Origin of the sequence: Novosphingobium sp., from assembly GCF_031424035.1 — a bacterium.
In the GTDB taxonomy this organism is placed as follows: domain Bacteria; phylum Pseudomonadota; class Alphaproteobacteria; order Sphingomonadales; family Sphingomonadaceae; genus Novosphingobium.
Window position 1 is genome coordinate 58,124 of sequence record NZ_JANPGP010000027.1, and the last position, 26,391, is coordinate 84,514.

Sequence of the window (26,391 nt, forward strand, 5' to 3'; positions counted from 1 at the left end):
CAATGCCATCTTCCAGTGCGCGGACGACTTATCGTGAAGTCGTCTTGCATCGCCGCCCTGAAGGAGCGCCCGTCTCAGACGACTTTGCGGTGATCGAGAAACCGATCCCCGAATCGGCTGACGGCGAGTTCCTTGTTCGCAATACCTATGTGTCGCTTGATCCAGGGTTGCGCCAGCGCCTCTCGCAAGTCGACAGCTATGTTGCCTTGATCGAGTTGGGCGCCCCACTGACAACCACGACGCTTGGAGAAGTGGTCGCGTCTCGCGTGCCGTGGGTTCCAGTCGGCAGTTACATTGTTGGCTTTCATACCGTTGCGGAGTTCAGCTTGTGCCGGCCAGGACCGTTGACGCGGCTGGTCGATCCGGCGGCAACGTCAAGTCCCAGCCATCACCTCAGCCTGTTGGGGGCGACTGGCCTTACCGCCTATTTCGGCATGCTGGACATTGGCAGGCCCGTGGCAGGCGAGACCGTGCTGGTATCAGCAGCGGCAGGAGCTGTCGGCTCCATCGCTGCGCAGATCGCCAAGATACAGGGATGCAAAGTCATCGGCATAGCGGGCGGGGCCGAAAAGTGCGCGCTGCTGACCCATGAGTTCGGGCTCGATGCGGCGATCGATTATCGCGGCTTGTCGTGCGCCGACCTCACTCGGGCAATCAAGGCGGCAGCACCGGATGGGATCGATGTGTTCTTTGACAATGTCGGCGGCATTCAGCTGGACGCCGCGCTGGATTGCCTGAACCCCGGAGGACGCGTTCCGCTGTGCGGGCTGATTTCACAGTACAACCTGACCGCTCCGCCGCCGCCGTTGACCAACCTGTTCAAGCTGATTGCCAAATCGGCAAGGATCGAGGGCTTTACCGTGCTGACCTATGCTGATCGCTTTCCCGAAGCGCTGGCGGACTTGGCCCGGTGGGAGCGGGAGGGACAGATTCACTTCCGCGAACAGATCGAAGAAGGTATCGAACAGGCTGTACCCGGCTTCCTGAAGCTTTTCGACGGGCGCAACCTTGGCAAGATGATGCTGCGGCTCTGATACCGTCACGACTTCAGCTGATCAGTGCCCTGAGTTGGTCCTTGCGGACTTTTCCGGAGGCCGTACGCGGGAAATCATCGACCACGGCAATGCGTTCCGGACATTTCTGGCGGGCCAGCCCTTGTCCGGTGAGGAAGGTTCCAAGTTCATCAACGCTGGCCGAGCAGCCTTCGCGCAGGATCAGGAAGGCGAACACACCCTCGCCAAGCCGGGGGTGCGGGGCAGAGACGACGGCTGCCTCGATAATTTCCGGGTGGCGGTGCAGCGCATCCTCGATTTCCTTCGGGCTGATGTTCTCGCCGCCACGGATGATGAGATCCTTCTTGCGACCGGTAATGACGAGGCCGCCGTTTTCATCAAACCGCCCGATGTCACCGGTTGTGAAATAGCCGTCGTCGGTGAAGCTCTCCGCTGTCTGTTCAGGATCGCCATAGCCGAGAAACAGGGCAGGCCCCTTGACGATTATCTCTCCCTCGGCGGTGTCCTTGCCATCCTCACCGATCAGCCTGACCTGATAATCGACGACGCGGCCATCGGTATCGCGGGCCATTTCCGGTGGGTCTGTTGGCGTGGCCCCCAAGGTGACGAAAGGTGCTTCCGAACTGCCATAGACCCGGAAGGCGCAAGCGTGGGCAAAGCTGCGATTGGCTTTTTCGATCAATTCGGGAGGGACGGCGGCCCCGCCACAAGCAAACACCCGGAACGATGGCAACCGCGATTCATTGCGCTCAGCCGCATCCACCAATTCCTGCAGGAATGGGGTGGCGGCAACAGTCATGCTGCAATTATACCGGTCGATCAAGGTAACCGCCTGATCGGCGTTCCAGCTCTCCATCAGAACCGTTTGTGTACCTGACTGGAACGGTCGCTCCAGCCCGTTGCTGTAGCCGCTGACATGAGTCACGGGTGAGGGCATCAGCACGACATCATCGCTGCCGATGGCCCAATGCGCGGCGCTGGCATGGACGGCACGGGCCAGGGTGTTGTGGCTGTGCAGGACGGCCTTGGGCGCACCCGTTGTGCCAGAGGTGTACATCACCATCTTCAACCCGTCAGGATCGACATTCGGACAACTCGTGGGACGGCGCTTGCCGGATTCCAGCAGGTCTTCGTAAGCGATAGTGCCTTCGCTAGTGCCCCGCATGGTAATGATATGCCGCAATTCGGGCAAGTCGGCGGCAATGCGCTGCAGCATTGCGGCATAGTCGAAGCCGCGAAAGCTGGTTGGAATGATCATGGCCCGGCTTCGGCAATCACGCAGGATGAACCGGGTCTCGGCATCGCGGTAAATGGGTACGATGGGGTTGATGACAAAACCCATCAGCGCCGCCGCAAGGTTGACGACTCCGGCCTCCGGCCAGTTCGGCACCATCAGGCTGATGCAATCGCCTTGCTGTATGCCAAGTTCCTGCAACGCCGCGCTCAAGTTCTCGGCGTCGCTGAGCACATCGGCGCAGGTTATGGGCCGGTCCCCGCCAATAAATATATCTCGCAAGCTATCGCGTTCTGCCCAGTCGCGCGCATCGTCGGCGAGGGTCCGGTCGAGCCAGACGCCATTTGCGCGATAGACTGCCGCCTCTTCCACTTGCCGGAGCTTCCAGATCATTTCCGCGAATCTCTCTTTATGAGCCTCTCAAAGCGCGTGATCAGAGCGACGAGCGGGCATCCCCGCCATATCGCAACCATTCGCTTCCGGTCGGCAGCACCTGGTCAGAAAGTGCCAGTTTTCCTGCTTTTCCGCAACGCCGCACGCTAATGATATGATCTATGATTCACAAGTCAAAAAAAGACTGGTGCATGGCCATGCATTGCGTTATCCCGGACCAAATCGGCGTGGCGCGGCCCGCTGCCGGCCTTTGTGCCGAATGAGAGGGAGGATCTGTTGCAACTGGAGCGAAGCCAGCTGGTCAAGGCCTACCGCTTGATGCGGACCATCAGGGCCTTCGAAGAGCGCGTGTTCACGGAATTCGAGGCGGGCAACATTCCCGGCTTCGTCCATCTCTATTCCGGCCAGGAGGCTTCAGCAGTCGGTGTCTGCATGAACCTGTCCGATGCCGACAGGATTGGCAGCACCCATCGCGGCCATGGCCATTGCATCGCCAAGGGTGTCGATGTGCGCGGCATGATGCATGAGATTTATGGCCGCCGGGATGGTGTTTGCACCGGCAAAGGCGGCTCGATGCATATTGCAGATTTCGACAAGGGCATGATCGGTGCAAACGCCATTGTCGGCGGCGCGCCGCCATTGGCCGTTGGGGCAGCACTGGCCGCCAAGACCAAGGGCGATGGCTCGGTCGCGGTGTCGTTTACGGGGGATGGCGGCTCAAACCAGGGCACGGTTTTTGAATCGATGAACCTTGCCGTTGTCTTGCAATTGCCGGTCATCTTCATTTTCGAGAACAACGGCTTTGGCGAAGGCACTGGGCATGATTATGCGGTCGGCTCCAAGGATATTGCCGGGCGCGCAGCCGCCTTTGGCATGCCCGCCGTGCGCGTTGACGGGCGCGATTTCTTCGCCGTGAATGAAGCTGTGGCCGAGGCGGTGGAACATGCGCGGGCCGGCAAAGGGCCCTATACCGTCGAAGTTACCTGCAAGCGGTTTGGCGGGCACTTTGCCGGCGACGCCATGCTCTATCGCACCGCCGAAGAACGCGAGCGCACCATTCGCGATGACGATCCGCTGAAAATCTTCCGCGCAAAGGTCGTCGGCGCAGCTTTGCTGACCGCGGAGCAGCTCGACGAGGTCGACAGCGAAGTCGCGGCGCTCATCGATGACTGTGTGCGGACCGCAAGCGAGGCCAGCTTCCCGACGGCAGCCGACCTCGAAAAAGATGTTTACGTGAAGTACTGATACAAGGGTCAGAGCGATGTCTCAAAAATCCATGCGGCAGGCAATCAACGAAGCCCTGCGCCACGAAATGGCCCGTGACGAAACCGTCATCCTGTTGGGCGAGGATGTTGCTGGCGGGGCAGGCTGCGAGGGCGAGGATGATGCCTATGGTGGCGTACTGGGCGTGACCAAGGGTCTGGTCGGCCAGTTCGGCCGCAGCCGGGTGATCGATACTCCGATCAGCGAGGCCGGCTTTGTCGGCATGGCAGCCGGTGCGGCCTTGTCCGGCCTGCGTCCGGTGGTGGACCTGATGTTCGTCGATTTCCTCGGCGTGTGTTTCGATCAGATCTTCAACCAGGCAGCGAAGTTCCGCTATATGTTCGGCGGCAAGGCAGTCACGCCGCTGGTCATCCGGGCGATGATCGGAGGCGGTTTTCGCGCTGCGGGCCAGCATAGCCAAACCTTGCATCCGATGTTCACGATGGTTCCAGGGCTCAAGGTTGTCATGCCCAGCACACCCTATGATGCCAAGGGACTGCTCATCCAGGCCATTCGGGACAACGATCCGGTCATCTTCCTTGAGCACAAGGCCATGTACGATATGGTCGGCGAAGTGCCTGATGAAGCCTATACCATCCCGTTCGGCGAAGCCGCGATTACCCGAGAGGGCAAGGATGTGACTGTCGTGGCGCTTTCGCTGATGGTCGACCGTGCCAATCAGGCGGCCGACCTGCTGCGCAAGGACGGTCTTTCGGTGGAGGTTATCGATCCGCGCACGACCAGCCCACTCGATCTCGATTCCATTCTCGAAAGTGTCGAAAAGACTGGCAGGCTGGTTGTTGTTGACGAAAGTCCGCCGCGCTGTTCGCTGGCGGCCGACATAGCTGCGCAGGTGGCCGAGCACGGTTTCGGAGACCTCAAGGCGCCGATTATCACGGTGACTTGCCCGCACACTCCACCCCCGTTTTCGCCGACGCTTGAAGACATGTACATGCCTTCCGTTGATCGCATCGCCGAAGCCATCAGGAAAGTTGCCCGGAAATGACACTCTATCCCGTTGCAGTCCCGAAGTGGGGTCTGGCCATGGAAGAGGGCACGCTCTCCACATGGCTGGTCAAAGAAGGGGCTATCGTAGCTCAGGGCGATGAGATTGCCGAGATCGAGAGCTCGAAGATCGCCAATGTGTTCGAGGCTCCGGCTGCCGGTGTGCTGCGCCGAATCGTGGCGCAAGAGGGTGATCTGAATCCGGTCGGTGCCCTGCTCGCAGTCATTGCCGATGGCGATGAGGACGATGCCGTGATTGACGCCTTTGTTGCGGAATATCAGGATCGGTTTGCCACCGAAGCCGTCGATCAGGTTTCTGGCCCTGTGCCAGAAGTGGCGGCTGTTCCAGGCGGCAATATCCGGTATCTGAAAGTGGCCGGCGGCGATGCCACACCAGTCGTACTGCTGCATGGATTTGGCGGCGATTATCTGAACTGGATGATGAACCAGGCTGCACTTGCCGAAGGCCGCGATGTCTATGCGGTTGACCTGCCCGGGCATGGCGAATCGTACAAGCAATTGGGCGATGCATCGCTCGATGAACTGGCCCAAAGCATTGCTGCCTGGATGGGACTGCAAGGCCTCGAGAAGGCACATGTCGTGGGCCACTCGATGGGCGCAGGCGTAGCCCTTGCGCTCGCTGCGGTGGAGCCCGAACGCGTGCATTCGATAACCGGGATTTGCGGCGTCGGTTTTGGCGGCACCTTGAATTCGGCCTATGTTGAAGGCTTTACCGATGCGGAAAAGCGCAAGGAACTGAAGGGCGTGGTTGAACTGCTGTTTACCAACGCTGAACTGGTTTCGCGCGAAATGCTCGATGATCTTCTGGCCTACAAGCGGATCGACGGTGTCGACGCTGCCCTTCGCGGTCTGCTGGTGAATGCCCTTTCGGCGGCAAGCGTCGCAGAGGCAGAAGCTCGAAGGCAGGCCGCAGCTGTGCCAGTTCTGGCCATTTACGGCGATAGCGATCAGGTCGTTGCGACGCCGGACGAAGCCGCCCGGCCTTCGGGTGCGGTGTTGATCACCGGAGCAGGTCATATGCCGCAGCTCGAAGCGGCCGACGCCGTCAACGCCGCGATTTCAGCCTTTGTGCGCGCGCATGACTGAGCCCTCGGGTGAAACGGCGCCATGGCCCAGCGCACGGCTGGGATGGATCGCCGTTTTCCTGCTGTCTCTTGCGGGCGTCGCGTCTTACCTTGATCGTGTGGTCATCGGCCTGTTGGTAGAACCAATGAAGGCGGACTTCGGTTTGTCTGACACCGGCTTTGCCATGCTGCAGGGACTGGCCTTCGGATTGTTCTATACCCTCTTTGCCTTTCCGGTTGGCCGCTTGGCCGACTCTTACAGCCGCCGCCGGATCATCATGGCGGGGCTGGGCATATTCAGCCTGTTCTCCATCGCCTCGGGACTGTCGCGCCACTACTGGCAGATCTTTCTGGCGCGCACGGGCGTCGGAATTGGCGAGGCGAGCCTGACCCCGGCCGCCTATTCGATGCTGAGCGACTATTTCCCGCCAACCAAGCTTGGCCGGGCATTGGGCGCATTCACGACAAGCGCCTATCTGGGCATGGGGCTGGCATTCGTTCTGGGTGGTGCCGTCATCGGCTGGTTGTCTGCCCCGGGCGGATTGGATTGGTGGGGCCTTGGCGATCACAAGCCCTGGCAAGTTGCATTCATGATCGTCGGCGCACCCGGCCTGCTCCTGCTCATCCCTTTGCACTTCTTGCTGAAAGAGCCAGCGCGGCGAGGTGTGGTGGGCGCGGCCAAGGCGATTCCCCTTGGGCAGGTGTGCAAGGCGCTGTGGGGACGCAGACGTTTTCTGCTGCCGATGTTTGCCGGTTTTGCGATGGTCACTTTGCCCGGCTATGCCGGCGTTACATGGACTCCGGCAATGTTCATCCGCGTGTTCGGTTGGAGCCCGGCGCAGATTGGCCTGTGGTACGGGGCAATCTACATGGTCTTCGGCATGGGCGGCGTCTATTTTGGCGGCTGGTTCTGTGACCGCATGACTGCACGCGGTGTTCTGGATGCGCCGCTTCGCCTGTCAGCTTACGGCTTCATCGGCTTCGCGATCTTTGGCACGCTCGGACCGCTGATGCCCGATCCGTATATTGCGCTGGCCATGATGGCCGTGGCGCTGTTTTTCGGGACCATTCCCTATCCGCTTGCCGGTGCGGCGATTCAGTTGGTGACACCAAACCAGATGCGCGGGCAAACTTCGGCGGTCTATCTGACAATCATCAATCTGGTCGGGCTGGGCCTAGGTCCGATCCTGGTGGGATTATTCACCGATCACGTGTTTACCGAGCCGTCGGATGTCCGCTATTCGCTCGCGACCCTCAATGCGATAGCTGCCCCGCTGGCGATCGGCCTGCTGCTGTGGGCGGCTGGCCCTTACCGTCGCTTCCGCGCAGAGCTTTCGCAAGGCTGAGAGTCAGTCCATTTTGTCAGCGATGCCCCAAGTGATTGACCGGCGGAGCAGTTCCCGAAACACCGGATAGGCCCAGGCTCCCAGTGTGGGATGGATGAAGAATGCGCCGTCAGGCGAAGGATCGTAGTGTCCGCGGCAATGACCCAGCGAAAGGTAGACGATGCCGCCTGTGCCAACCGCCCGGTGGTACATGACCGGTGCGGTATCGGTGTCCCAATCGGCGTGAGCAAAGGGTGCGCAGCTGCCGGTAAAACGCGTGTGCAGCAGGGTCTGAAATTCCGATCGATGTTCAAACAGGTAAAGCTCGTCGATCACTTCAAACGGAGCGATGCCCCGGGTTAGCGGATGGTCCGGTTCGGTGACCTCCACAGTGAACGCACCGATTGGCGGGTGCGCCAGGAAGCGGCTGCCGATCAGGTCCATATAGCTGTCCGCCCCCGGTTTCGCACCGATCCGCCCGTCGCCCAGAAATTCGAGTACGGCATTGCTGCCATGCAGAGCCAGCCAACGCCCGCCACGTTCCAGAAAGGCGCGCATGGCTTCGGTTTCAGCTTCATTGGGAACAATGTCGCAGGTATAGGTAATCAGCAGGTCGGCGCTGGAAAGTGAGGCCAGATCATCAAAGCCGCTCGCTGTAGTGGTGCGAACATGAGCGGTTTCTGCCAGCAGTTGCAGCAATTGCAGCCGGGCATAGTCGATGTCGTGGAACCGGCCCGCTGCGATCAGGTGCACCTTGCACGCTTTTGTGTTTTTCAAAGCCCCAACCCTCCATCTACCGCCAGCGTTGCGCCGGTGATGAAACTGGCCTCATTGGAAGCAAGAAACAGCACTGCATTGGCCACCTCTTCCGGTTCGGCAATACGGCCCAAAGGATGGGCTGCAATAGTTTTCGCCATCTGGTCGGCCGCATTGCCGCCTCGCGCAGCAAGAACCCTTTTCTGCATCGGCGTCATGATCGAGCCGGGACGCACAATGTTGCAACGGATCGGATAGCCATTGCGCGCGCAGTACAGGGCCATGGACCGCGTCATCTGCTCCATGCCGGCTTTTGCGGCAGAATAGGCCGGCATTTCGACGTGCGCCATTCCTGCCAGGGCCGAACTGATATTGACAATCGAACTCGCCTGCTGCTCCTTCAGGATGGGAAGTGACAGGTTGCATCCCAGGAACACACTGTCGCAATTGGTCTGCAACATTTGCTGCCAATGGCCCAAATCGGCGTGCTCGATATCGCCCTTCACACTGATTGCGGCATTGTTGATGAGCGTGTCGAAATGGCCGAACCGCTGGCAAGTCATTGCAATGACATTTTGCCAGTCAGCTTCAAGCCGGACATCATGACTTATGAAAACGGCCGCATCGCCAATGTCCCTCGCTGTAGCCTGGCCTGCATCGACATTGATATCCGTAAAGACGACGTGCGCACCTTCAGCAACGAAGCGTTCAACGATTGATCTTCCCAGCCCTTCGGCTCCGCCTGTGACGATTGCGATCTTGCTTTCAAGCCTGCCCATGTCATTCGTTCTCCCACATCGATTGCCATACAATTGCGATGGCAGGTTTGCTTCCTGATTCTGAACTACCGCACGCCAGAACTGATTGATGACCCATGAATCGAAATTCATTTTTTTCCATTGACCCTTGCAGGGCTGCCGCAAAGTGACTTGCATGGAAGGATTTAAATTATTGAAAAAGATATATAATAAAGAAGATTTTGTTCCAAGCGAGGCGCAAATCCCGAGCTCCATATGCCGCAGTATCAATCCCACAATGACGCTTGACGTGGCTTGATGCAATAAACTATGACTGATGGATCATAAATCAAAAAATTGATCAGAGGAGAGTGGGATGAATCTACGTCAACATCAGAAAGCTGTCGTTCGGAACGGAAGTCGGTCTTCAACGTTTCTGGGCTCCGGATCTGTCCTTGGCCTGATGGTTGCCGCTGCGGTGCTGCTGCCGGCAGCACCCACGCTGGCTGCGGACAACAATGATCAAGCTGCCGCGAATGAAGCCGATACGACCGATGGCAGCATCATTGTTACAGCACGACGCCGCGACGAGCGCGCACTTGACGTACCGGCGTCCGTGACCGCCATGGGTCCCGAAGCACTGGATCGTTATTCGACCGCTGATCTTTCTGCGCTGGCCGGCCAGGTGCCCCAGGTGAAAATTGATCGCGTCGGCTTTGGCAATGGCGCAATTCTGAACATTCGCGGTGTCGGCTCGTCCGCTGTGGACGCTGCCATCGAACAGGAAGTGACCGTCAACATCGATGGCATGCCGATCAGCCGTGGCCGTGTTGTTACGCAGGCACTGTTTGACCTGAGGACCGTGGAAGTCCTCAAGGGCCCGCAAGCGCTCTTCTTCGGCAAGAATTCGCCGGCCGGTGTGATCACGCTGAATTCGGCGAACCCGGGTTCAAGCCTTGAGGGCTATGTCCGCGCTGGCTATGAATTCGAAGCACAGGAATATGCAATTGAAGGTGCTATCTCGATCCCGTTGAGTGATGCGTTGCGAGTGCGTATTGCGGCGCGGCATAGCGACATGCGCGGTGGTTTCATTACCAACGTATCCGGCCCCATTACTGACCCGACTTACTTGCCCTATCGCTTGGTCCAGGCAGGATTGACGCTTCCGGGCGCGCCCGTGCGCGAACTGCCGGGTACACGTGAGACGGCGCTGCGCTTCACGGCCGTTTACGATCCGGGCTCGAACTTCGATGCAACCCTGAAATTCCTGTACACCAACCACAAGGATGACGGGTACGCTCAGGGCACGGTGATGTTCAATTGCGGTACCTTCACCAAGCCGACAACCCAGGATTTCGGCGATCCCACATTCCGCCATATTACCGATCCTTATGGCGTGTGCGGCGTTACGGCGACGTCTTCCGTCGGCACCGTGCCAGCGGCGATCGCATCGCGCTATGCCGCTTCGAATGGCGGCGTGCCTTATGTTAACGTCAATTCCTACCTTGGCTCGTTGACGATGAATTTGGCACTGACCGACGCAATCAAGCTGACGTCGGTGACTGGATACTACAAGTACCAGGAACGGGGCTGGGGTGCGTTTGACTACACCTCGATGGCCATGGCCAGCGGCAAGAACGATGATGGACAGCGCTCGATCGCGCAGGAGTTCCGCCTGCAGTCGGACTTTGAATCGCCGCTGAACTTTACGGCCGGCGTTTACTACGGCGATGACAAGCGCACTTATACCCAGGTAGGCACGATCGGCTATTTCGGCATTGATCCTTCGACTGGACGCACTGAATCGACGGCATCGGACAGCTCGTTCACCGGAAAGACCGTTTCGGCATTCGGCCAGTTGATCTGGAAGTTGACCCCGCAGGTCGAACTGTCGGGCGGCGCGCGCTACACGCATGAACGCAAGACCGGCAACATGGGCAACGTGTTCCTCAATGCGAACATGCCCGCCAGTTTCGTGTTCCTGCCTGTCGGAACCCGTCTGATTGGCGAATTCACTGAAGAGAATGTCTCGCCGGACGTAACCCTGTCGTGGAAGCCGCAAGATGGCGTTATGATCTTTGCGGCTTACAAGACCGGCTTTAAATCGGGCGGCTTCTCCTCACCCACGCGCTACCCGGGCAATGCCAATCTGGTGAACCAGCGCTTTGGGCAGGAAGAGGTGCACGGGTTTGAAGCTGGCGTGAAGCTGCAAGCGCTTGACCGGCGCCTGACTGCTGAATTTGGCGCCTACTCCTACCTCTATGAAGGCCTGCAGTTGACTGCCTACGACGGCTCGACTTCGTCCTACTTCACCCAGAATGCGGGCTCTGCTCGCGTTAAGGGGGTTGAAGCCACCATGAGCCTGAAGATTACCGACGAACTCACGCTGAGGACGTCGGCAGCCTACAACAGCGCTCGCTACAAGAGCTTCCCAGGTTCGCAATGTTTTGTCGGCCAGACTGTGGCCGAAGGCTGCGTCGCCAGGGTGCAGAGCCTGACCGGCCAGCGCTTGTCGCGCGCGCCCGATTGGACGACGCAGGCTGGCATCTCTTATGAAAAGCCGATTTCGGATACCTGGAAATTTGGTCTGAATGGCGAAGTCCGCACCACTTCGGGTTATTACATTGCCACCAACAACAGCCCGTTCGCCTGGCAAAAGGCCTTCACGCTGGTTGATCTCAGCATGCGCCTGTTCAGCGATGACTGGGATTTCGCGCTGATCGGCAAGAATGTTGGCAACAAGATCTACGGCGTGGTCGGCAATGACAAGCCGCTTGGTCAGCGCGGTATGGTCAATGGCAACATTGGTCGTCCGCGCGAAGTGAGCCTGCAGGTTACGCGCCACTTCTAAGCACAGGTAAAATAGCGGAAATGCCCGGCATCCCAGTGGTGTCGGGTATTTTTGCGTTCAGGCGGAACCTGAATCTTCGCGCGAGCGATGATAGGCTTTTTCCATCTGCTCGGTCATGAAACACTTCACTTGAGCGATGCGGCCCGGCTGGATCCGGCTTGTCATTGCGGCAAAGCCCATGCCTTCAATCAGGAAGCGGGCGACGTCGCGGATGGTTTCGAACGCTTCGCCGGCATTTTCTCGCATTTCATGGGTGAAGACCATGCGGCTGTAGTGTGCGCGGTCCAGTTCGTATTGATCGAGCAAAGGCATCAGCATCTTGCCCAGTGCCTTGTCCGTTCGCGCCGCCATCAGAAGTTCGACAAAGGCGCAAAACAGATCACTTTCCACCTGGTCCCAATAGATGTCGATGAACTGGCTGATCTGGGAAGGGCCTTCCGGCACATTGCGCACCGCCTCCCAATAAAGGCGTGCGCGCTTGTCTAGAAGATAGGTGGCGACGGCTTTCAGCAGCTCGTCGCGGCCGGCGAAATGATAGACCGTTGCCGCGCGTGTCAGGTCAGCGCGAGCGGCCACCTTGGCAACGCTTAGCTGATGGAAACCTTCCTCGACAAGACAGGCGATAGCCGCCTCTAGAATTCGCTCCCGAGTCACGCCGCTCTTGCGAGATTCACCTGCAGCGATGGCTGTAGGGCCATTTCGCTTTTGCACCCTGTCTTGCGTTCTTTTCGACCAATTTGATCTAATATCAGTCATTTAAGCCCAAACATTGGTTGCCTCATCCATCAAAACTACCACATGACAATCATTATACATCACTGTAAAAAACTGATTGCATAATCATTTTCTGAAGCTTAGCATCAGAGCATAACAGTAGGGACTGGGACAGGCCATGGAATTGAACTTGAAGGGCAAGCGGGCCATCGTGACCGGGGCATCGCGCGGGATCGGACGGGCCATTGCGGAACACCTTCTGGTCGAAGGCGTCGATGTCGCCATTTGCGCTCGTGATCAGTGCGCAGTCGATACGGCAGTCGCTGAACTCTCCGGCATGGGCGGCAAGATCATCGGCGGCTCGGCCGATGTCTCCTCTGAAAAATCACTGACCGACTGGATGCAGTCGGCAATCGCCGATCTTGGTGGAATCGACATTTTCATCGCGAATGTCAGCGTCGGCAACGGCCCCGATAAATGGGAAGCGGCCTTTGCTGCCGATGTCATGGGCACGGTGCGTGGTTGCGAGGCCGTGCTGCCACACATGCGCGAGGCCGGGGGCGGCTCAATCATCATGATCAGCACGACCGCCGCATTCGAAGTATGGAACGGCGCCAATGCCTATGCGGCGTTCAAGGCGGGCATGATGAATTATGCCAAACACCTTTCGGACATTGAGGGCAAGAACGGGATCCGCGTGAACACGGTCGCTCCCGGGCCGACCTATTTCGATGGCGGGGCCTGGGAAAACATCAAGTCGGCCAATGGCGAGTTCTTCGACAAGATCGAGGCCTCCATACCGCTCGGCCGCTTTGGTGCACCGGCGGACGTTGCCAATTCAGTGGTTTTCCTGGCGAGCGACGCCGCCAGCTACATCTCTGGCATTACCTTGACTGTCGATGGCGGGCGCACACGCGCCGTCGATTTCTAACGTCCGACGAGAAGAAGGACCAGGTAGATGACCAAGACGCCTCGCTTTCCACCGCTTGAGCCGAAAGACTGGGCGCAAGAAGTTCACACAGCGCTGGAGCGCTGGCAGCCGGCTATGAAATTCCACAAGACCATGGCTCACAATCCGCAAACCTTGCGGGAGTGGATCGGTTTCGGGAACCACATCCTTTTCGACAACCTGCTGTCACAGCGTGAGCGCGAGATCGCGATTCTGCGTCTCGCGGCAAATCGCCAGTGCCAATACGAATGGGGTGCACATTACCGTTTCACGGTTGCTGAAGGCCTGATGACGGTGGGCGATGCCAGAGCGCTGGCCTTTCCGATCAAGGCTGCGGACTGGTCAGCGCACGAGGCCGCCTTGATCAGCGCGGTCGATGATCTGTGCGCATCGGGCGAGATCGCCGATCCGGTCTGGAGCGTGCTCGCCCAAACCTATTCCGCGGCCCATTTCATCGACCTGATCTACCTCGTCGGCGAGTTCATGATGGTCGCGATGTTCATGCAATCGTTCCGCATTGAACTCGAAGACGGGTTCGAACCGATACCGACCGAACAGATCTGATAGCCGGAGGATTTCTCATGACTGGCGAAACCGCAGAGCGTGGAAAGGCCCGCGCCCCGACCCGCAGCGTCCAGGACTATCTTGACCTCGAGCAACGCGAAGTCCCGGCCTATCTCCGCGACAATCCCTATCGCTACCTCGGCTCGCTGGATCTGCCTGTCGAGCGCTGGATCAGCCGCGAATTCCATGATCGCGAATTTGCGGGCATGTGGAACAAGGTCTGGCAGGTCGCTTGTTTCGAGGACGATATCCCAAACACCGGGGATTACCTGACCTACGAGATCGGCAACCAGAACTTCATCGTGGTCAGACAGGCCGACGGCTCGATCAAGGCGCTGTATAACAGCTGCCTGCACCGAGCGACCCAGTTGGCCAGCGGTCAGGGCAATGCGGCGAATTTCCGCTGCCCGTTCCACGGCTGGGTCCATGGCATTTCAGGACGGGTGACTGGAATTCCCTGCGAATGGGATTTCGCTCATCTGGGCGACGCGGGCAAGAACATGCCCGAGGCGAAAGTGGCCAGCCGCCATGGCATGGTTTTCATTACCATGGATCATGACGCACCGTCGCTGGAAGACTATCTTGATGGTCTGGACGCAGCTTTTGAACGCTATCCGCTGTCCGCCCGCTACAAGTCGGCGCACGTCCGGAAGATAGTCCCGGGCAATTGGAAGATCGGTCTGGAGCAGTTCATCGAATCCTATCACCTGCTCGCAACCCATCCCGAAGGCCTGCCCTACATTTCTGATGCCAATGCGCAGTACAACACCTGGGACGAAAACCCCCATCTGACCCGGATGCATTCACTCCACAGCGTGAGCAGTCCCCATGTCGAAGGGCGGTATTCGCAGCAGGAAATAATGGATATCGTCACTGCGATCACCGACAAGTCCAACGGCCAGGATCGTATCGTCGTGCCGGAGGGGCAGACAACCCGCGCCATCCTCGCGCAGGTTCGCAGGGATTCGCTGCGGGAAATCGGCATCGAGACCGAGCATCTCACTGATGCCGAAATGGTCGATACGATCCATTACCACATCTTCCCCAATACGGTTGTCTGGACCGCTTTCGGTGCACCGATCGTCTACCGCTTCAGGCCCAATGGTGACGATCACGAAAGCCACGTGATGGAGGTGATTTTTCTGTCGAATTGCGACCCCCGCCAGCCAAAGCCAGCGCCTGCCCCGGTCACCAGCTTGTCGATCGACCAGAGCTGGACCGAGGCCAAGGAGCTGGGGAAGCTGGGCTGGGTCTTCGATCAGGACGTCAGCAATGCGCATCTTGTGCTTGCAGGGCTCAAGGCGAGCGGAAAGAAGTCCGTGACGCTCGGAAACTATCAAGAGATCCGAATTCGGAAATATCATCAAACAATTGATGCTTACATAAACAAATGAAGTGGATGGGATGATGACTGATCAAGCTGTTCGTTCTTTTGCGGACAAAGGCATTAATGAATGCCCGTTCGATTTTTACAAATGGATGCATGAAAACTCGCCAGTATATTTCGATCCAGGCATCAATGCGTTTATCGTTTCCGATTATGCGCTGATCCAGAAGGTGGCCCTTGATACCGCGACGTTCTCAAACGAAAAGGCTCAGCTGAACCAGTGGAACCTGCGCCCCGGAGGGATGCCGCAGGAAGCGATGGACCTCCTGAACTCTGGCATTCCGCAAGTGCCTCTCCTGGTTACTTCCGACCCGCCAGCCCACCGCCGTTATCGCAGTCTGGTCCAAATGGCTTTCTCCGGCCCCCGCGTATCGCGAATGCGCCCGGTGATCGAACGGATCGCGGACGACCTTATCGATACGTTCATCAAGGACGGTTCGGTCGAACTGGTGTCCCAGTACTCCGTCAAATTGCCGACGTTCTTCATCTCTGACCAATTGGGCGTGCCGCGTGGCGACTTTTTGCAGGTCAAGGCATGGGCGGATGCCGTGGTCGGTCTGCGCGGCCTGATGGGTACGGATGAGCAAATCATCGAATCGTCGCGCCAATTGCTCAATTTCCAGACCTATTTTTCGGATCTGATCGAACGCCGCCGCGCGGCAGGACCGGCGGAAAATGACATGCTCGACGATCTGCTAAACGCGCGGATCGAAGGCGAGCGGCCGCTCAATCACGAAGAGCTCATCTCGACGGTTCAGCAGCTGATCGTTGCCGGCAGCGAAAGCACGACCAGCGGGATCACCTCGGCTGTCTGGATGCTGCTGTCCAATCCTGAGCTTATCGAAGGTGTCACGACGGATGAAAACACCCGGCGCCGGTTCGTCGAGGAGGTCTTGCGTCTTGAAACGCCGGTGCAGGGCAATCTGCGCCGGGCGATGGCCGATGCTGAAATTGGCGGTGTGGCCATTCCCGAAGGTTCGCTCGTGCAAATTCGCGGCGCGGCGGGCAATCGCGATCCCAAGGTCTTCGAATGTCCTGAGCGCCTGCGCATGGAGGATGCCAAGTTGACGCCGCATCTGGCCTTTGGCTGGGGCGCACATGTCTGCATCGGCAATATGCTGGCGCGTGAGGAAATGGCAGTTTCGCTGTGTCACCTGTTGGGCCGCTTGCCTAACCTGCGTTTTTCGCCGGGCAAGAATGACTTCACCCACATCCCCAGCGCATATCTGCGGGTGCTCAAGGCGTTGCATCTGGGATTCGATCCGGTTCCTGGCACCTGATTCATGGGTGCGATGGATCGCTTTTCGTTAGCCGGCAAGGTTGCCGTTGTGACTGGAGGTAGCCGTGGGCTGGGCGCTTTTGCGGCCAGTGTCCTGGCCGAAGCCGGTGCCTCGGTCGCCTTGCTCGGCAGGGACGAAGGCGCTCTTCAAACGGTGGCTGCAGATGTGATCGCTGCGAGCGGATGCCAGGCCGTGTCCTTTGTTGCAGAAGTGACTGATAGTGCCTCTGTCGACTTGGCAGCGCAGCAGGTTCTCAGCGCGTTTGGTCGTGTAGATATACTGGTCAACAATGCCGGCATCGTCACGCATGGTGCCTTCATGGAGACCAGCGATGCCGATTGGGACCGCGTTATTGCAACCAACCTGACCGGTATCCAGCGCGTAACGCGCGCGTTTGCGGTACCGATGATTGCCGCCGGTTATGGCCGGATCGTCAGCATCAGCTCGCTGATCGCCAACCGCGCGGTGGCCAATCGGTCTTCCTATTGCGCTTCGAAGGCCGGGCTTGAGCATCTTGGGCGGGCCTTGGCTGTCGAACTGGGCCCGCACGGTATTACCGTCAACTGCCTGGCCCCTTCGGCGATCAAGACCGACCTCAATCGCGAGGCCATGGAAGTGACCCAGGCCGATGCCTATGCCCGCCTGCTTGAGCGTGTGCCCATAGGCCGCTGGGGCGAGGCAGAGGATCTGGCCGGGACGCTGATTTTTCTTGCCTCAGACGCGTCGGCCTATGTCACCGGTCAATCGATCTACGTCGATGGCGGTCTTTCGATCACATGAGATTTGAGGAAACTATGACCACATTTACGGTAGTTGCGCACGATGGCCTAGAGCAGGTCTTCTCCACTGAAGCCGGTGTCAGCATCATGGAGATCATCCGTGACGGCGGGGTTGAGAATTTCCCAGCAATCTGCGGCGGCTGCTGCTCATGTGCTACCTGCCATGTCTATATCGACCCGGCCTCATTGAAGGGCGCCCCGTCTGTTTCAGAAGACGAAAACGAGCTTCTGGATAGCGCTGAACATCGCCGATCAACCTCAAGGCTTTCTTGCCAGGTCCTGTCCGAGTTCTTGCAGGATGGCGCGCGCGTTGAGCTTCCGCCAGCGGATTGAGAACAAGCAAACGGGCAATGCAGGCGATCGTTTCCAGTCCTGCAGGGTCCTTAGGGAGAAATTGATGGCGCTCACGCACGTCAATACGCCGATCTGCTTGAACGGCCTGGAAATTCGCAACCGGGTTGTGCGCTCGGCCCACGCAACTGGACTCGATCGGGGGACTGGGCAGGTTTCGGATGACCTGATCGCCTACCATGTTGCCCGGGCAAAGGGCGGCGTTGGCCTGACTTTCGTCGAAATCCTCTCTGTGCATCCAAGCACGCCGGGAACGCTGAACATTTGGTTGCCAGGATTTGGCGATGGTTACCGGCGTCTGGTCGATACCGTGAAGCCACACGGCATGCGCCTGATGCAGCAGCTTTGGCATGCCGGGCACAATGCCTTGCCCCTCGATGGCAGCCCTCCATGGTCGGCATCCGATGTTCCGGCGCTGCAGTTCGGCGTTGCGCCGATTGCCATGAACAAGGCGATGATCGACGAGATTGTCGAAGCCTATGCCAATGCCGCGCGACTCTGCGAGGAATGGGGGGCAGATGGCCTCGAGATTCATGGCGCCCATGGCTATTTGCCAGCACAGTTCCTGTCGCTGAACGCCAATCGCCGCGACGACGATTACGGCGGCAGTTTTGAAAACCGCGCCCGGTTCACCCTGGAGGTGATGGCAGCGATCCGCGCATCGGTATCTAGGTCCTTCGTAGTCGGTATCCGGGTTGGCGATGACGCAACGCCCGGCGGCGTGACCGCGCATGATTATTTGCGGCTCGTCCAGATGCTCGAACAGCGAGGCCTCGTTGATTTTGTCGATATCTCGATGGGCAACAAGCAGACCTATCCCAAGATGATTGGCGGAATGCATGAACCGGCCGGTTACGAATTGCCGCTGTCCACGCAGATCTCGCGCCATGTTGCCTCGCCAACCATCGTCATCGGTCGCTTCCGAACGCTGGAAGAGGCAGACCAGGTCATCCGCAGCGGCGATGCCGACATGATCGCGATGACCCGCGCCACAATTGCCGATCCCGAACTGGTGCGCAAATCGCTGGCCGGACATCCGGAGCAGGTTCGTCCCTGCATCGGCTGCAACCAGGGCTGTGTCGGCGGGCTCAAATCAACCGGGCTAATGGGTTGCGCAGTCAACCCTGCCGTCGGCTTTGAGGATCAACTGGCTGAATGCGCGATCAAGCCAGTTGCCGAGCCGCGCAAGGTGCTTGTCATCGGCGGTGGCCCCGCCGGGATGGAGGCCGCGCGCGTGGCCGCTTTGCGCGGACACAACGTGACCCTTTTCGAGGCCGACCGCAAACTTGGCGGAGCGGTCTGGCTGGCGGCGAAGGCGCCAAACCGGGGCGGGATCGCCGACGTCACCATCTGGCTGGAAGAGGAAATCTTCCGCCTTGGGGTCGATGTGCGGATGAACACATTTGTCGACGAAGACGATATAGCGGCAGAAGCGCCCGATCAGGTGATCATTGCCACCGGCTCCCTGCCGCGCGTCGATGGTATGGCGATCAGCAACCCTGGCGAACCTTTGCAGGGCATTGATGATCGCCGCGTCCTGTCCAGCAATGACCTGTTTCTGCAACCCGGGGCAGTTGCCGCGAAGACAGCTGTCGTGGTGGATGATGCCGGTCATTTCGAAGGTCTGGCCGCAGCAGAATATCTGGTTTCCCAAGGTGTCGCGGTAACGCTCGTCGCACGCCACACGGCGGCGGGATATCTGATGGAGCCGGCATTGATGGCCGAGCCTGCTCTCCAGCGCCTGACTGCGAGTGGGCACTTTTCCTATCGGACGCGCAGCCGGGCCATACGGGTCACGCCGCAGGGCGTTGTCATCGGGCCGGTCTTCATGCCTGCCGACTGGGATGGCGCAGAGGAAATTGCGGCGGATTTGATCGTTATGGTTTCGGTCAATCACCCGAACCGGGATCTTTACAATTCACTGCGCGAACGCGGCATCAGCGCCGAGATCGTGGGCGATGCCAATTCGCCCCGGTATCTGGGCCATGCGATCCGCGAAGGGCATCTGGCAGCGCGGCGCGTTGCGTAACAAGACGACAAAGCGGGAGACAGGTTCGATGGGACGCATGGCAGGAAAAACGGCGCTCGTTACCGGCGCTGCTGATGGAATCGGCAAGGCGATCGCGACCCGTTTCATCGAGGAAGGCGCTCGCGTTATTCTGACCGACATTCAGGCGGAAAAGGGAGCAGAATCTGCGCAAGAGCTTGGTGAGGGCGCGCTGTTTCTGGCTCACGATGTTTCGTCGGAAGCATCATGGCATGAGGTGATTGCCAAGGCCGTCGAAGCCTTTGGCGGGTTTGACACGCTGGTGAACAACGCCGGGATTGCTGAAAAAGGGGACATCGAACATGCCCAGTTCGATCATTGGCAGCGGACTTTGCGCATCAATCTCGATAGCGCCTATCTGGGCATGCACTTGTCCTTGCCGATCCTGAAACAGGCGGAGTGGGCTTCGATCGTCAACATTACCTCGGCAGTGTCGGTAAAGGCGCATGTGGAAATGGCAGCCTATTCATCGTCCAAGGCGGGCATGGCGCAATTGACCCGGTCGTCTGCACTGTATCTGGCCCGATCCGGCTACAATATCCGCTGCAACGTCGTGCGCCCCGGCTCGGTAATGACGCCGATGCAGGAACGCGTGCTTGCCGCTCGAGGCGGCGCGGTGAGCGATCAGATGAAGACAACCATCGATGCCCATCCGATGGGGCGGATTGGCCGGCCGCAAGAAATCGCCAATGCCGTGCTGTTCCTGGCATCTGACGAAGCCAGTTTCGTGACCGGGATCGATCTGGCGGTCGATGGCGGATTGACGATGTAACCGGGAGCCGGCGCGTGGTTGATAACCGACAATTGCAGGAGCTGCTCGACAAGCAGGCGATAACTGAAGTGCTCTATCGCTATTGCCGCGGCGTTGATCGCGGTGATGTCGCGTTGCTTGCCTCGGTCTATCACGACGATGGCATCGACGATCATGGTTTCTGGAAGGGGCTGGGCAAGGATTTTGCCGTTTTCATAAACGGCATGCTGCTTGAGAGTGGATCAGGCAACTGCCAGCACATGATCAGCAATGTGTTGATCGAACTGGATGGTGATGTCGCCTTTGTGGAATCCTATTCCGATGCCGTGCGGGATACCGGCACTCACAGGGAAAGTGTGCAAACCCGTTACCTCGACCGGTTTGAACGCCGGCTGGGAGAATGGCGTATCGCGCATCGCCTGGTTGTGCGCGATCTGCATCACATGGAAGAGCGCCGGCCGATCTATTCCGATGAGGAGTGGAACATTCGCAGTCCCGGGCGGCGCGACCGGCTCGATCCCGTCTATCGGCTGCGTTCGCTTGGTCAGGAGATCTGACCGTGACACCACTCCACCCAAAAACGAAGGGAATGCCCATGTTCAAGGACAAGGTCGTGCTCGTGACAGGGGCCGGGTCGGGAATTGGCGCGGTTTTGGCGCAAGCGTTTGGCGCTGCCGGTGCGGTGGTTGCAGTGTGCGATGTTTCGGCAGGGGCGGCGCAAGGCATTGCAGCAGACATCGCGGAGCGCGGAGGCACGGCCGCTCCCTTTGCGTTGGACGTCCGGGATGGAACTGCTGTCGGCGCGATGATTGACGCCTTGGTCAGTACCCATGGCCGCCTCGACGTGGCCGTAAACAATGCCGGGGTCGGTGGCAGCGGAGTGCCGCTGGCGGAAATTGCGGAAGAGGCTTTTGACCGGGTCGTCGGAGTAAACCTCAAAGGCGTCTGGCAATGCATGCGCCATGAAATCACGGCAATGATGCGCTCCGGTGGGGGAGTGATCATCAACAATGCCTCTGCATTGGGCCTGATCGGAAAGGCAAATTCGAGCGACTACGTCGCCACGAAGCACGCCGTGATCGGCCTCACCAAGTCGGCCGCTCTGGAATACTCCGCGCAAGGCATCCGGGTGAATGCCGTTTGCCCCGGTGTGATCGATACGCCGCTGATCCAGTCGCGAGCAGGGCAGCCAGGATTCCTTGATGGGCTGACGGCGCTGCATCCGATTGGGCGGCTGGGGCAGGCTCATGAAGTTGCCGAAGCCATCATGTGGCTTGCTTCGCCGCAAGCCAGCTTTGTGACGGGAATCGCCCTTCCGGTGGATGGTGGCTGGACAGCCGCCTGACCCACACCATGACCATGAAATTCGAGAAGGAAGTGATGATGAAAATATCTGCCAGCCAAAACATTGTTTCGGTCCGCACTTTTGTTGCAGAGTACCGGCGTTGAGCGGGGCAGGAGCAGCCCGCACCGCAGAGATTGCTGCGCGCGTCGAAGCCTTCGTTCGCGATGTGGTCATTCCATACGAAAAGGATCAACGCCGCGATCACCACGGAGGGCCACTGGACGAAATGGTAGTTGAACTGCGCGATAAGGCACGCGCAGCTGGCGTCTTGACCCCTCATATCCTGCCGGACGGAAATCACCTGACGCAGCGGGAAACAGCTGTCGTCTTGCAAAAGTCCGGCTTATCGCCGCTTGGTCCGCTGGCCTGCAACACCATGGCTCCTGATGAGGGCAACATGTATCTGCTGGGCAAGGTGGGCAGCGCGGAGATCAAGGCGCGGTTCCTGGTACCCATGATCGAGGGGCGCGCCCGGTCTGCCTTCTTCATGACCGAACCCGCCGAAGAAGGCGGGGCGGGCTCCGACCCTTCGATGATGCAGACGACCTGCCGCAAGGATGGCAACGATTGGGTGGTAAACGGGCGCAAGGCGTTTATTACTGGAGCTCAGGGCGCCGCCGTTGGCATCGTCATGGCACGTGCGGACGAAGGCGCGTGCATGTTTTTGGTCGATCTGCCAGATCCGGCCATCCGGATTGATCACGTTCCAAACACCATCGACACATCGATGCCGGGTGGTCACGCAACCATCACGATCGACAATTTGCGCGTTCCGGCTGACCAGATGCTTGGCAACGCGGGCGAAGGATTCTCCTACGCGCAGGTAAGGTTGTCTCCGGCCCGCCTGTCTCACTGCATGCGCTGGTACGGAGCGTGTGTGCGAGCTCAGGAAATCGCCACCGACTATGCAAATCGTCGGCAGGCGTTTGGCAAGGTGCTGATCGAGCACGAGGGCGTCGGCTTCATGCTGGCAGAAAACCTCATCGACCTGAAGCAGGCTGAATTGATGATCGACTGGTGCGCTTCGGTGCTGGACACAGGGTCACTGGGCACAGTGGAGAGCTCGATGGCCAAGGTTGCCGTCTCGGAAGCGCTGATGCGAATTGCGGATCGCTGCGTGCAGGTGATGGGCGGCACCGGAGTGACCGACAAGACCGTTGTCGAACAGATCTTCCGCGAAGTGCGTGCTTTTCGGATATATGACGGCCCGACCGAAGTCCACAAGTGGAGTCTCGCCAAGAAGATTAAGCGGGACTGGAAAGCTGCCAAGGCATGAGCACGCAGGATCACGGCGCCAATCTTGGTACATCGGCGGTACGCGAAGGTTTTGCCTTCGATGAAGCAGCCTTGGCGCGTTGGCTGGCAGATAACGTGCCGGACTTTTCCGGGCCATTGTCGGTCACGCAGTTCAAAGGGGGGCAGTCAAATCCGACCTATAAACTGACGACGCCAGGCCGGGCCTACGTCTTGCGGCGCAAGCCTCCGGGCCTACTGCTTCCCGGCGCCCACGCGATAGACCGCGAGGCCAAGGTCCTGTCGGCGCTTGGCAAGGCCGGGTTTCCCGTGGCGCATGTCCACGGGCTTTGCACGGACGATGCGATTATCGGTACCTGGTTCTATGTCATGGAAATGGTCGAGGGCCGGATTTTCTGGGACGCCACCTTTCCTGACGTGTTGCGCGCAGAGCGGCCTGCCTATTTCGATGCGATGAATGCGACCATGGCGCAGTTGCATGCCTTCGACCCGGTGGCGATCGGGCTGGGCGACTATGGCAAGCCAGGCAATTATTTCGCCCGTCAGATCGGACGCTGGTCTCGCCAGTACCTTGACGACACGGACGCCGGACGCGATCCTGACATGGATGCGCTGGTTGCATGGCTGCCTGAGAACATTCCGGCTGGCGACGAAGCGGCTATCGTGCATGGCGATTTTCGTTGCGACAACATGATCTTTCACCCCAGCGAGCCGCGGGTTCTTGCCGTACTGGATTGGGAGCTTTCCACACTTGGCCACCCTCTCGCCGATTTTGCCTATCATGCCATGATGTACAGGATGCCGCCGGCTATTGTTGCGGGACTGCACGGCGCGGACACTGCGGCGCTCAATATCCCGTCTGAAGCCGACTACGTGGCTGCGTACTGTGATCGTTCGGGACGCTCAGGAATGCCGGATTTCGAATTCTACCTCGCGTTCAACCTGTTTCGGCTCGCGGCAATTTTTCATGGCATAAAAGGCAGGGTTGTCCGCGGCACTGCGGCGAGTGCTAATGCACGCGAACGCGCGCAAAGTTTCCCAATTCTGGCGAAAATGGCGCGGCAAAGCATGGAGGCATGCAAGTAGGGCGGCGTTGCTTTTTCGACTACCCAACAGTCCCATGCAACGCTAGCAAGTTTCTTCCGGAAATGCGGCATCGCCGTTCAACCCATTGACGCGTGGTATTCATTTTGACCCAGACAAGCCCGACTCTCAATGGTGGCCTTCCGCGCAAGCGCCCAGTTTCAACACGCCGCGCCCAGAAGAGCGAAGCCACACGGCTGGAAATTCTGGAAGCGGCCGGCAAGATTATCGGCAAATACGGCTATGCTGGCTGCTCGATCGCGCGCGTAACCGCCAAGGCAAAGATTTCGCACGGTGCATTCTATCTCCATTTCTCTTCGCAGAAGGACATGTTCAATCAGGTCCTGCCGACATTGGGCGCAGAGATGCTGAAGATGATTGCCGATGCCATCGTCGACGTCCGCGATATCAGCGAACTTGAGCAACGCGGCCTTGAAGCCAACTTCGCCTACCTGACAAAGCATCCCTACATCTATCGCGTGTTGTCCGAGGCGGAGCTCTTCGCGCCGGAAGCTTTCCACGCCTATCATGACGATCTGGCCCATGGCTATGCCCGCTCGCTGCGTCGCAGCCGGCCGAACGACCTCGGATCGGATGATGAATACGAAACGCTGGCAACCATGCTGATCGGGGCTCGCACCTATCTGCTGATGCGCTATGGCGTGACCAACCACGTGATCAAGCCGCTACCGCCCGGCAAACTTGAGGCCTATCTCAAATTCGTGGCCGACGGCATAAATGGCTACATGGCCTCACGCTGAAGAGGCAATTCACCGCATCCGAATTTCGACCAGTGCCCTGCGAGAGGTCATTGACCAACATCGTTCGAGGAAATAGTGATTGATGATTCATTGATCACAAGGGGCCTGATGTGGACAAGATATTTGCCAGTTCCTCGATCGCCCTTGCCGGCATACTGCGCGATGGCATGACGATTGCCGCAGGAGGATTTGGCCTATGCGGCATTCCTGAAAACCTGATTGCCGCGATCAAGCAGTCGGGGGTCAAGGATTTGACCATCATATCCAACAACGCCGGCGTGGATGACTTCGGGCTTGGGCTGCTCCTGCAATCGCGCCAGGTGAAGAAGATGATCTCTTCCTATGTTGGCGAAAACAAGGAATTCGAGCGCCAGTTTCTGGCGGGCGAGCTTGAAATCGAATTCAACCCGCAAGGGACATTGGCGGAACGGATCCGCGCCGGAGGAGCCGGGATTGCCGGCTTCTATACTCGCACCGGAGTGGGAACTCTGGTTTCCGAGGGCAAGGAGCACAAGGACTTCAGGGGCGAAACGTTTGTCCTCGAGACCGGACTGACTGCCGATCTGTCAATCGTGAAGGCGTGGAAAGCCGATCGATCAGGCAATCTGACCTATCGGCACACCGCGCAGAATTTCAATCCGATGGTGGCCACCTGCGGGCGTGTCTGCGTGGCCGAGGTGGAGGAAATCGTCGATGAAGGAGAGCTTGATCCGCACATGATCCAAACCTGCGGGGTCTATGTCGACCGCATTGTCCTTGGCCAGTTTGAAAAGCGCATAGAGCAACGCACGGTGCGGATGGAGGTGGCATGAAGGGCTGGAACCGCGATCAGATGGCGGCACGGGCTGCACGCGAATTGTGCGACGGTTTTTACGTGAACCTCGGCATCGGAATCCCCACCCTGGTAGCCAATCTTGTGCCGCCAGGGCTCGATGTCACTTTCCAGAGCGAAAACGGCATGATCGGCATCGGGCCATTTCCGCTGGAATCGCAGGTTGATCCTGATTTGATCAATGCCGGCAAGCAGACGGTTACCGCCATTGGGCGCACGGCCTTTGTCTCATCGGCAGAAAGCTTTGCCATGATCCGTGGCGGGCACATGGACCTTTCAATCCTGGGCGCCATGGAAGTGGCTGAATCCGGCGACATCGCCAACTGGATGATCCCTGGAAAAATGGTCAAGGGCATGGGCGGTGCGATGGATCTGGTGGCGGGCTGCCGGCGCATCGTTGTCTTGATGGAGCATGTTGCCCGCGATGGTCAGGCGAAGTTTCGAAAGTCCTGCACCCTGCCACTGACTGGCCGCAACGTTGTCGACATGATCATTACGGACCTGGCCGTATTCTCACGCGCCGATCGCCAAGGCTCGCCCTTCCGCCTCATTGAGGTGGCTGAAGGGGTGAGCCGCGAAGAAATCCGGGCCAAGACGGAGGCAGACTATCTGGAAGACTGATCCGCTGGCCG

The 26,391-nt window shown here is 58.9% G+C and carries 25 protein-coding genes; 21 read left to right on the forward strand and 4 right to left on the reverse strand.

What is annotated here, in order from left to right; all coding sequences use genetic code 11:
* Positions 1 to 2 precede the first annotated feature (2 nt).
* On the forward strand, positions 3 to 1,034 hold the full coding sequence (locus RMO89_RS03575; protein ID WP_310531262.1) for an NADP-dependent oxidoreductase: 1,032 nt from the start codon (positions 3 to 5) through the stop codon (positions 1,032 to 1,034).
* Between the two features lie 13 nt (positions 1,035 to 1,047).
* On the opposite strand, the gene RMO89_RS03580 is transcribed toward RMO89_RS03575, so the two are convergent.
* Positions 1,048 to 2,640, reverse strand: coding sequence for an AMP-binding protein (locus RMO89_RS03580; protein WP_310531263.1), 1,593 nt, complete (start codon positions 2,638 to 2,640; stop codon positions 1,048 to 1,050).
* 276 nt (positions 2,641 to 2,916) lie between these two features.
* On the opposite strand from RMO89_RS03580, the gene RMO89_RS03585 reads away from it, so the two are divergent.
* The 4 genes from RMO89_RS03585 to RMO89_RS03600 are packed head-to-tail and all read left to right on the forward strand — an operon-like array spanning position 2,917 to position 7,339.
* Positions 2,917 to 3,885, forward strand: coding sequence for a thiamine pyrophosphate-dependent dehydrogenase E1 component subunit alpha (locus RMO89_RS03585; protein ID WP_310531265.1), 969 nt, complete (start codon positions 2,917 to 2,919; stop codon positions 3,883 to 3,885).
* A 16-nt stretch (positions 3,886 to 3,901) separates the two neighbouring features.
* Complete coding sequence (locus RMO89_RS03590; protein ID WP_310531266.1) at positions 3,902 to 4,909, forward strand: alpha-ketoacid dehydrogenase subunit beta; 1,008 nt, start codon at positions 3,902 to 3,904, stop codon at positions 4,907 to 4,909.
* On the forward strand, positions 4,906 to 6,015 hold the full coding sequence (locus tag RMO89_RS03595) for an acetoin dehydrogenase dihydrolipoyllysine-residue acetyltransferase subunit (RefSeq protein WP_310531267.1): 1,110 nt from the start codon (positions 4,906 to 4,908) through the stop codon (positions 6,013 to 6,015). The genes RMO89_RS03590 and RMO89_RS03595 overlap by 4 nt, the downstream gene beginning before the upstream one ends.
* Positions 6,008 to 7,339 (forward strand): MFS transporter, encoded by a 1,332-nt coding sequence (locus RMO89_RS03600; RefSeq protein ID WP_310531269.1) that lies wholly within the window; start codon positions 6,008 to 6,010, stop codon positions 7,337 to 7,339. The genes RMO89_RS03595 and RMO89_RS03600 overlap by 8 nt, the downstream gene beginning before the upstream one ends.
* 3 nt (positions 7,340 to 7,342) lie before the next feature.
* On the opposite strand, the gene RMO89_RS03605 is transcribed toward RMO89_RS03600, so the two are convergent.
* Both RMO89_RS03605 and RMO89_RS03610 read right to left on the reverse strand, forming a co-directional pair.
* Complete coding sequence (locus RMO89_RS03605; protein WP_310531270.1) at positions 7,343 to 8,071, reverse strand: ThuA domain-containing protein; 729 nt, start codon at positions 8,069 to 8,071, stop codon at positions 7,343 to 7,345.
* Between the two features lie 20 nt (positions 8,072 to 8,091).
* On the reverse strand, positions 8,092 to 9,087 hold the full coding sequence (locus RMO89_RS03610; protein ID WP_310531271.1) for an SDR family oxidoreductase: 996 nt from the start codon (positions 9,085 to 9,087) through the stop codon (positions 8,092 to 8,094).
* Positions 9,088 to 9,274: 187 nt separating this feature from the next.
* Between RMO89_RS03610 and RMO89_RS03615 the strand changes: the two genes are divergently transcribed.
* On the forward strand, positions 9,275 to 11,662 hold the full coding sequence (locus tag RMO89_RS03615) for a TonB-dependent receptor (protein WP_310531272.1): 2,388 nt from the start codon (positions 9,275 to 9,277) through the stop codon (positions 11,660 to 11,662).
* Between the two features lie 57 nt (positions 11,663 to 11,719).
* Here RMO89_RS03615 and RMO89_RS03620 read toward each other — a convergent pair whose 3' ends face one another.
* Positions 11,720 to 12,418, reverse strand: a complete 699-nt coding sequence (locus tag RMO89_RS03620) for a TetR family transcriptional regulator (protein ID WP_310531273.1) — start codon at positions 12,416 to 12,418, stop codon at positions 11,720 to 11,722.
* 136 nt (positions 12,419 to 12,554) lie between these two features.
* On the opposite strand from RMO89_RS03620, the gene RMO89_RS03625 reads away from it, so the two are divergent.
* The 15 genes from RMO89_RS03625 to RMO89_RS03695 all read left to right on the forward strand — a co-directional run bounded on the left by RMO89_RS03625 (position 12,555) and on the right by RMO89_RS03695 (position 26,380).
* Complete coding sequence (locus tag RMO89_RS03625; protein WP_310531274.1) at positions 12,555 to 13,307, forward strand: SDR family NAD(P)-dependent oxidoreductase; 753 nt, start codon at positions 12,555 to 12,557, stop codon at positions 13,305 to 13,307.
* Between the two features lie 27 nt (positions 13,308 to 13,334).
* A complete protein-coding gene (locus RMO89_RS03630) occupies positions 13,335 to 13,889 on the forward strand; it encodes a carboxymuconolactone decarboxylase family protein (protein ID WP_310531275.1) in 555 nt (184 codons plus the stop codon).
* A 17-nt stretch (positions 13,890 to 13,906) separates the two neighbouring features.
* Positions 13,907 to 15,283, forward strand: coding sequence for an aromatic ring-hydroxylating dioxygenase subunit alpha (locus RMO89_RS03635; RefSeq protein ID WP_310531276.1), 1,377 nt, complete (start codon positions 13,907 to 13,909; stop codon positions 15,281 to 15,283).
* Between the two features lie 10 nt (positions 15,284 to 15,293).
* On the forward strand, positions 15,294 to 16,556 hold the full coding sequence (locus RMO89_RS03640) for a cytochrome P450 (protein ID WP_310531277.1): 1,263 nt from the start codon (positions 15,294 to 15,296) through the stop codon (positions 16,554 to 16,556).
* 12 nt (positions 16,557 to 16,568) lie between these two features.
* A complete protein-coding gene (locus RMO89_RS03645) occupies positions 16,569 to 17,336 on the forward strand; it encodes an SDR family NAD(P)-dependent oxidoreductase (RefSeq protein ID WP_310531415.1) in 768 nt (255 codons plus the stop codon).
* Between the two features lie 14 nt (positions 17,337 to 17,350).
* Entirely contained in the window at positions 17,351 to 17,668 is a 318-nt protein-coding gene (locus tag RMO89_RS03650) for a 2Fe-2S iron-sulfur cluster-binding protein (RefSeq protein ID WP_310531278.1), read from the forward strand.
* 64 nt (positions 17,669 to 17,732) lie between these two features.
* Entirely contained in the window at positions 17,733 to 19,715 is a 1,983-nt protein-coding gene (locus RMO89_RS03655) for an FAD-dependent oxidoreductase (protein ID WP_310531279.1), read from the forward strand.
* 28 nt (positions 19,716 to 19,743) lie between these two features.
* Positions 19,744 to 20,505 carry a glucose 1-dehydrogenase gene (locus RMO89_RS03660; RefSeq protein WP_310531280.1) on the forward strand — a complete coding sequence of 254 codons (762 nt, stop codon included), beginning with the start codon at positions 19,744 to 19,746 and terminating at the stop codon, positions 20,503 to 20,505.
* A 14-nt stretch (positions 20,506 to 20,519) separates the two neighbouring features.
* The gene (locus RMO89_RS03665; RefSeq protein ID WP_310531281.1) at positions 20,520 to 21,041 is read left to right on the forward strand and encodes a nuclear transport factor 2 family protein; all 522 of its coding nucleotides are present in this window, start codon (positions 20,520 to 20,522) and stop codon (positions 21,039 to 21,041) included.
* 38 nt (positions 21,042 to 21,079) lie between these two features.
* On the forward strand, positions 21,080 to 21,829 hold the full coding sequence (locus RMO89_RS03670; RefSeq protein WP_310531282.1) for a glucose 1-dehydrogenase: 750 nt from the start codon (positions 21,080 to 21,082) through the stop codon (positions 21,827 to 21,829).
* A 100-nt stretch (positions 21,830 to 21,929) separates the two neighbouring features.
* The gene (locus tag RMO89_RS03675; RefSeq protein ID WP_310531283.1) at positions 21,930 to 23,105 is read left to right on the forward strand and encodes an acyl-CoA dehydrogenase family protein; all 1,176 of its coding nucleotides are present in this window, start codon (positions 21,930 to 21,932) and stop codon (positions 23,103 to 23,105) included.
* Positions 23,102 to 24,169, forward strand: a complete 1,068-nt coding sequence (locus RMO89_RS03680) for a phosphotransferase (protein WP_310531284.1) — start codon at positions 23,102 to 23,104, stop codon at positions 24,167 to 24,169. The genes RMO89_RS03675 and RMO89_RS03680 overlap by 4 nt, the downstream gene beginning before the upstream one ends.
* A gap of 92 nt (positions 24,170 to 24,261) precedes the next feature.
* Complete coding sequence (locus tag RMO89_RS03685) at positions 24,262 to 24,927, forward strand: TetR/AcrR family transcriptional regulator (RefSeq protein ID WP_310531286.1); 666 nt, start codon at positions 24,262 to 24,264, stop codon at positions 24,925 to 24,927.
* Between the two features lie 167 nt (positions 24,928 to 25,094).
* Positions 25,095 to 25,739, forward strand: coding sequence for a CoA transferase subunit A (locus tag RMO89_RS03690; RefSeq protein WP_409035510.1), 645 nt, complete (start codon positions 25,095 to 25,097; stop codon positions 25,737 to 25,739).
* Complete coding sequence (locus RMO89_RS03695; RefSeq protein WP_310531288.1) at positions 25,736 to 26,380, forward strand: 3-oxoacid CoA-transferase subunit B; 645 nt, start codon at positions 25,736 to 25,738, stop codon at positions 26,378 to 26,380. The genes RMO89_RS03690 and RMO89_RS03695 overlap by 4 nt, the downstream gene beginning before the upstream one ends.
* Positions 26,381 to 26,391 lie beyond the last annotated feature (11 nt).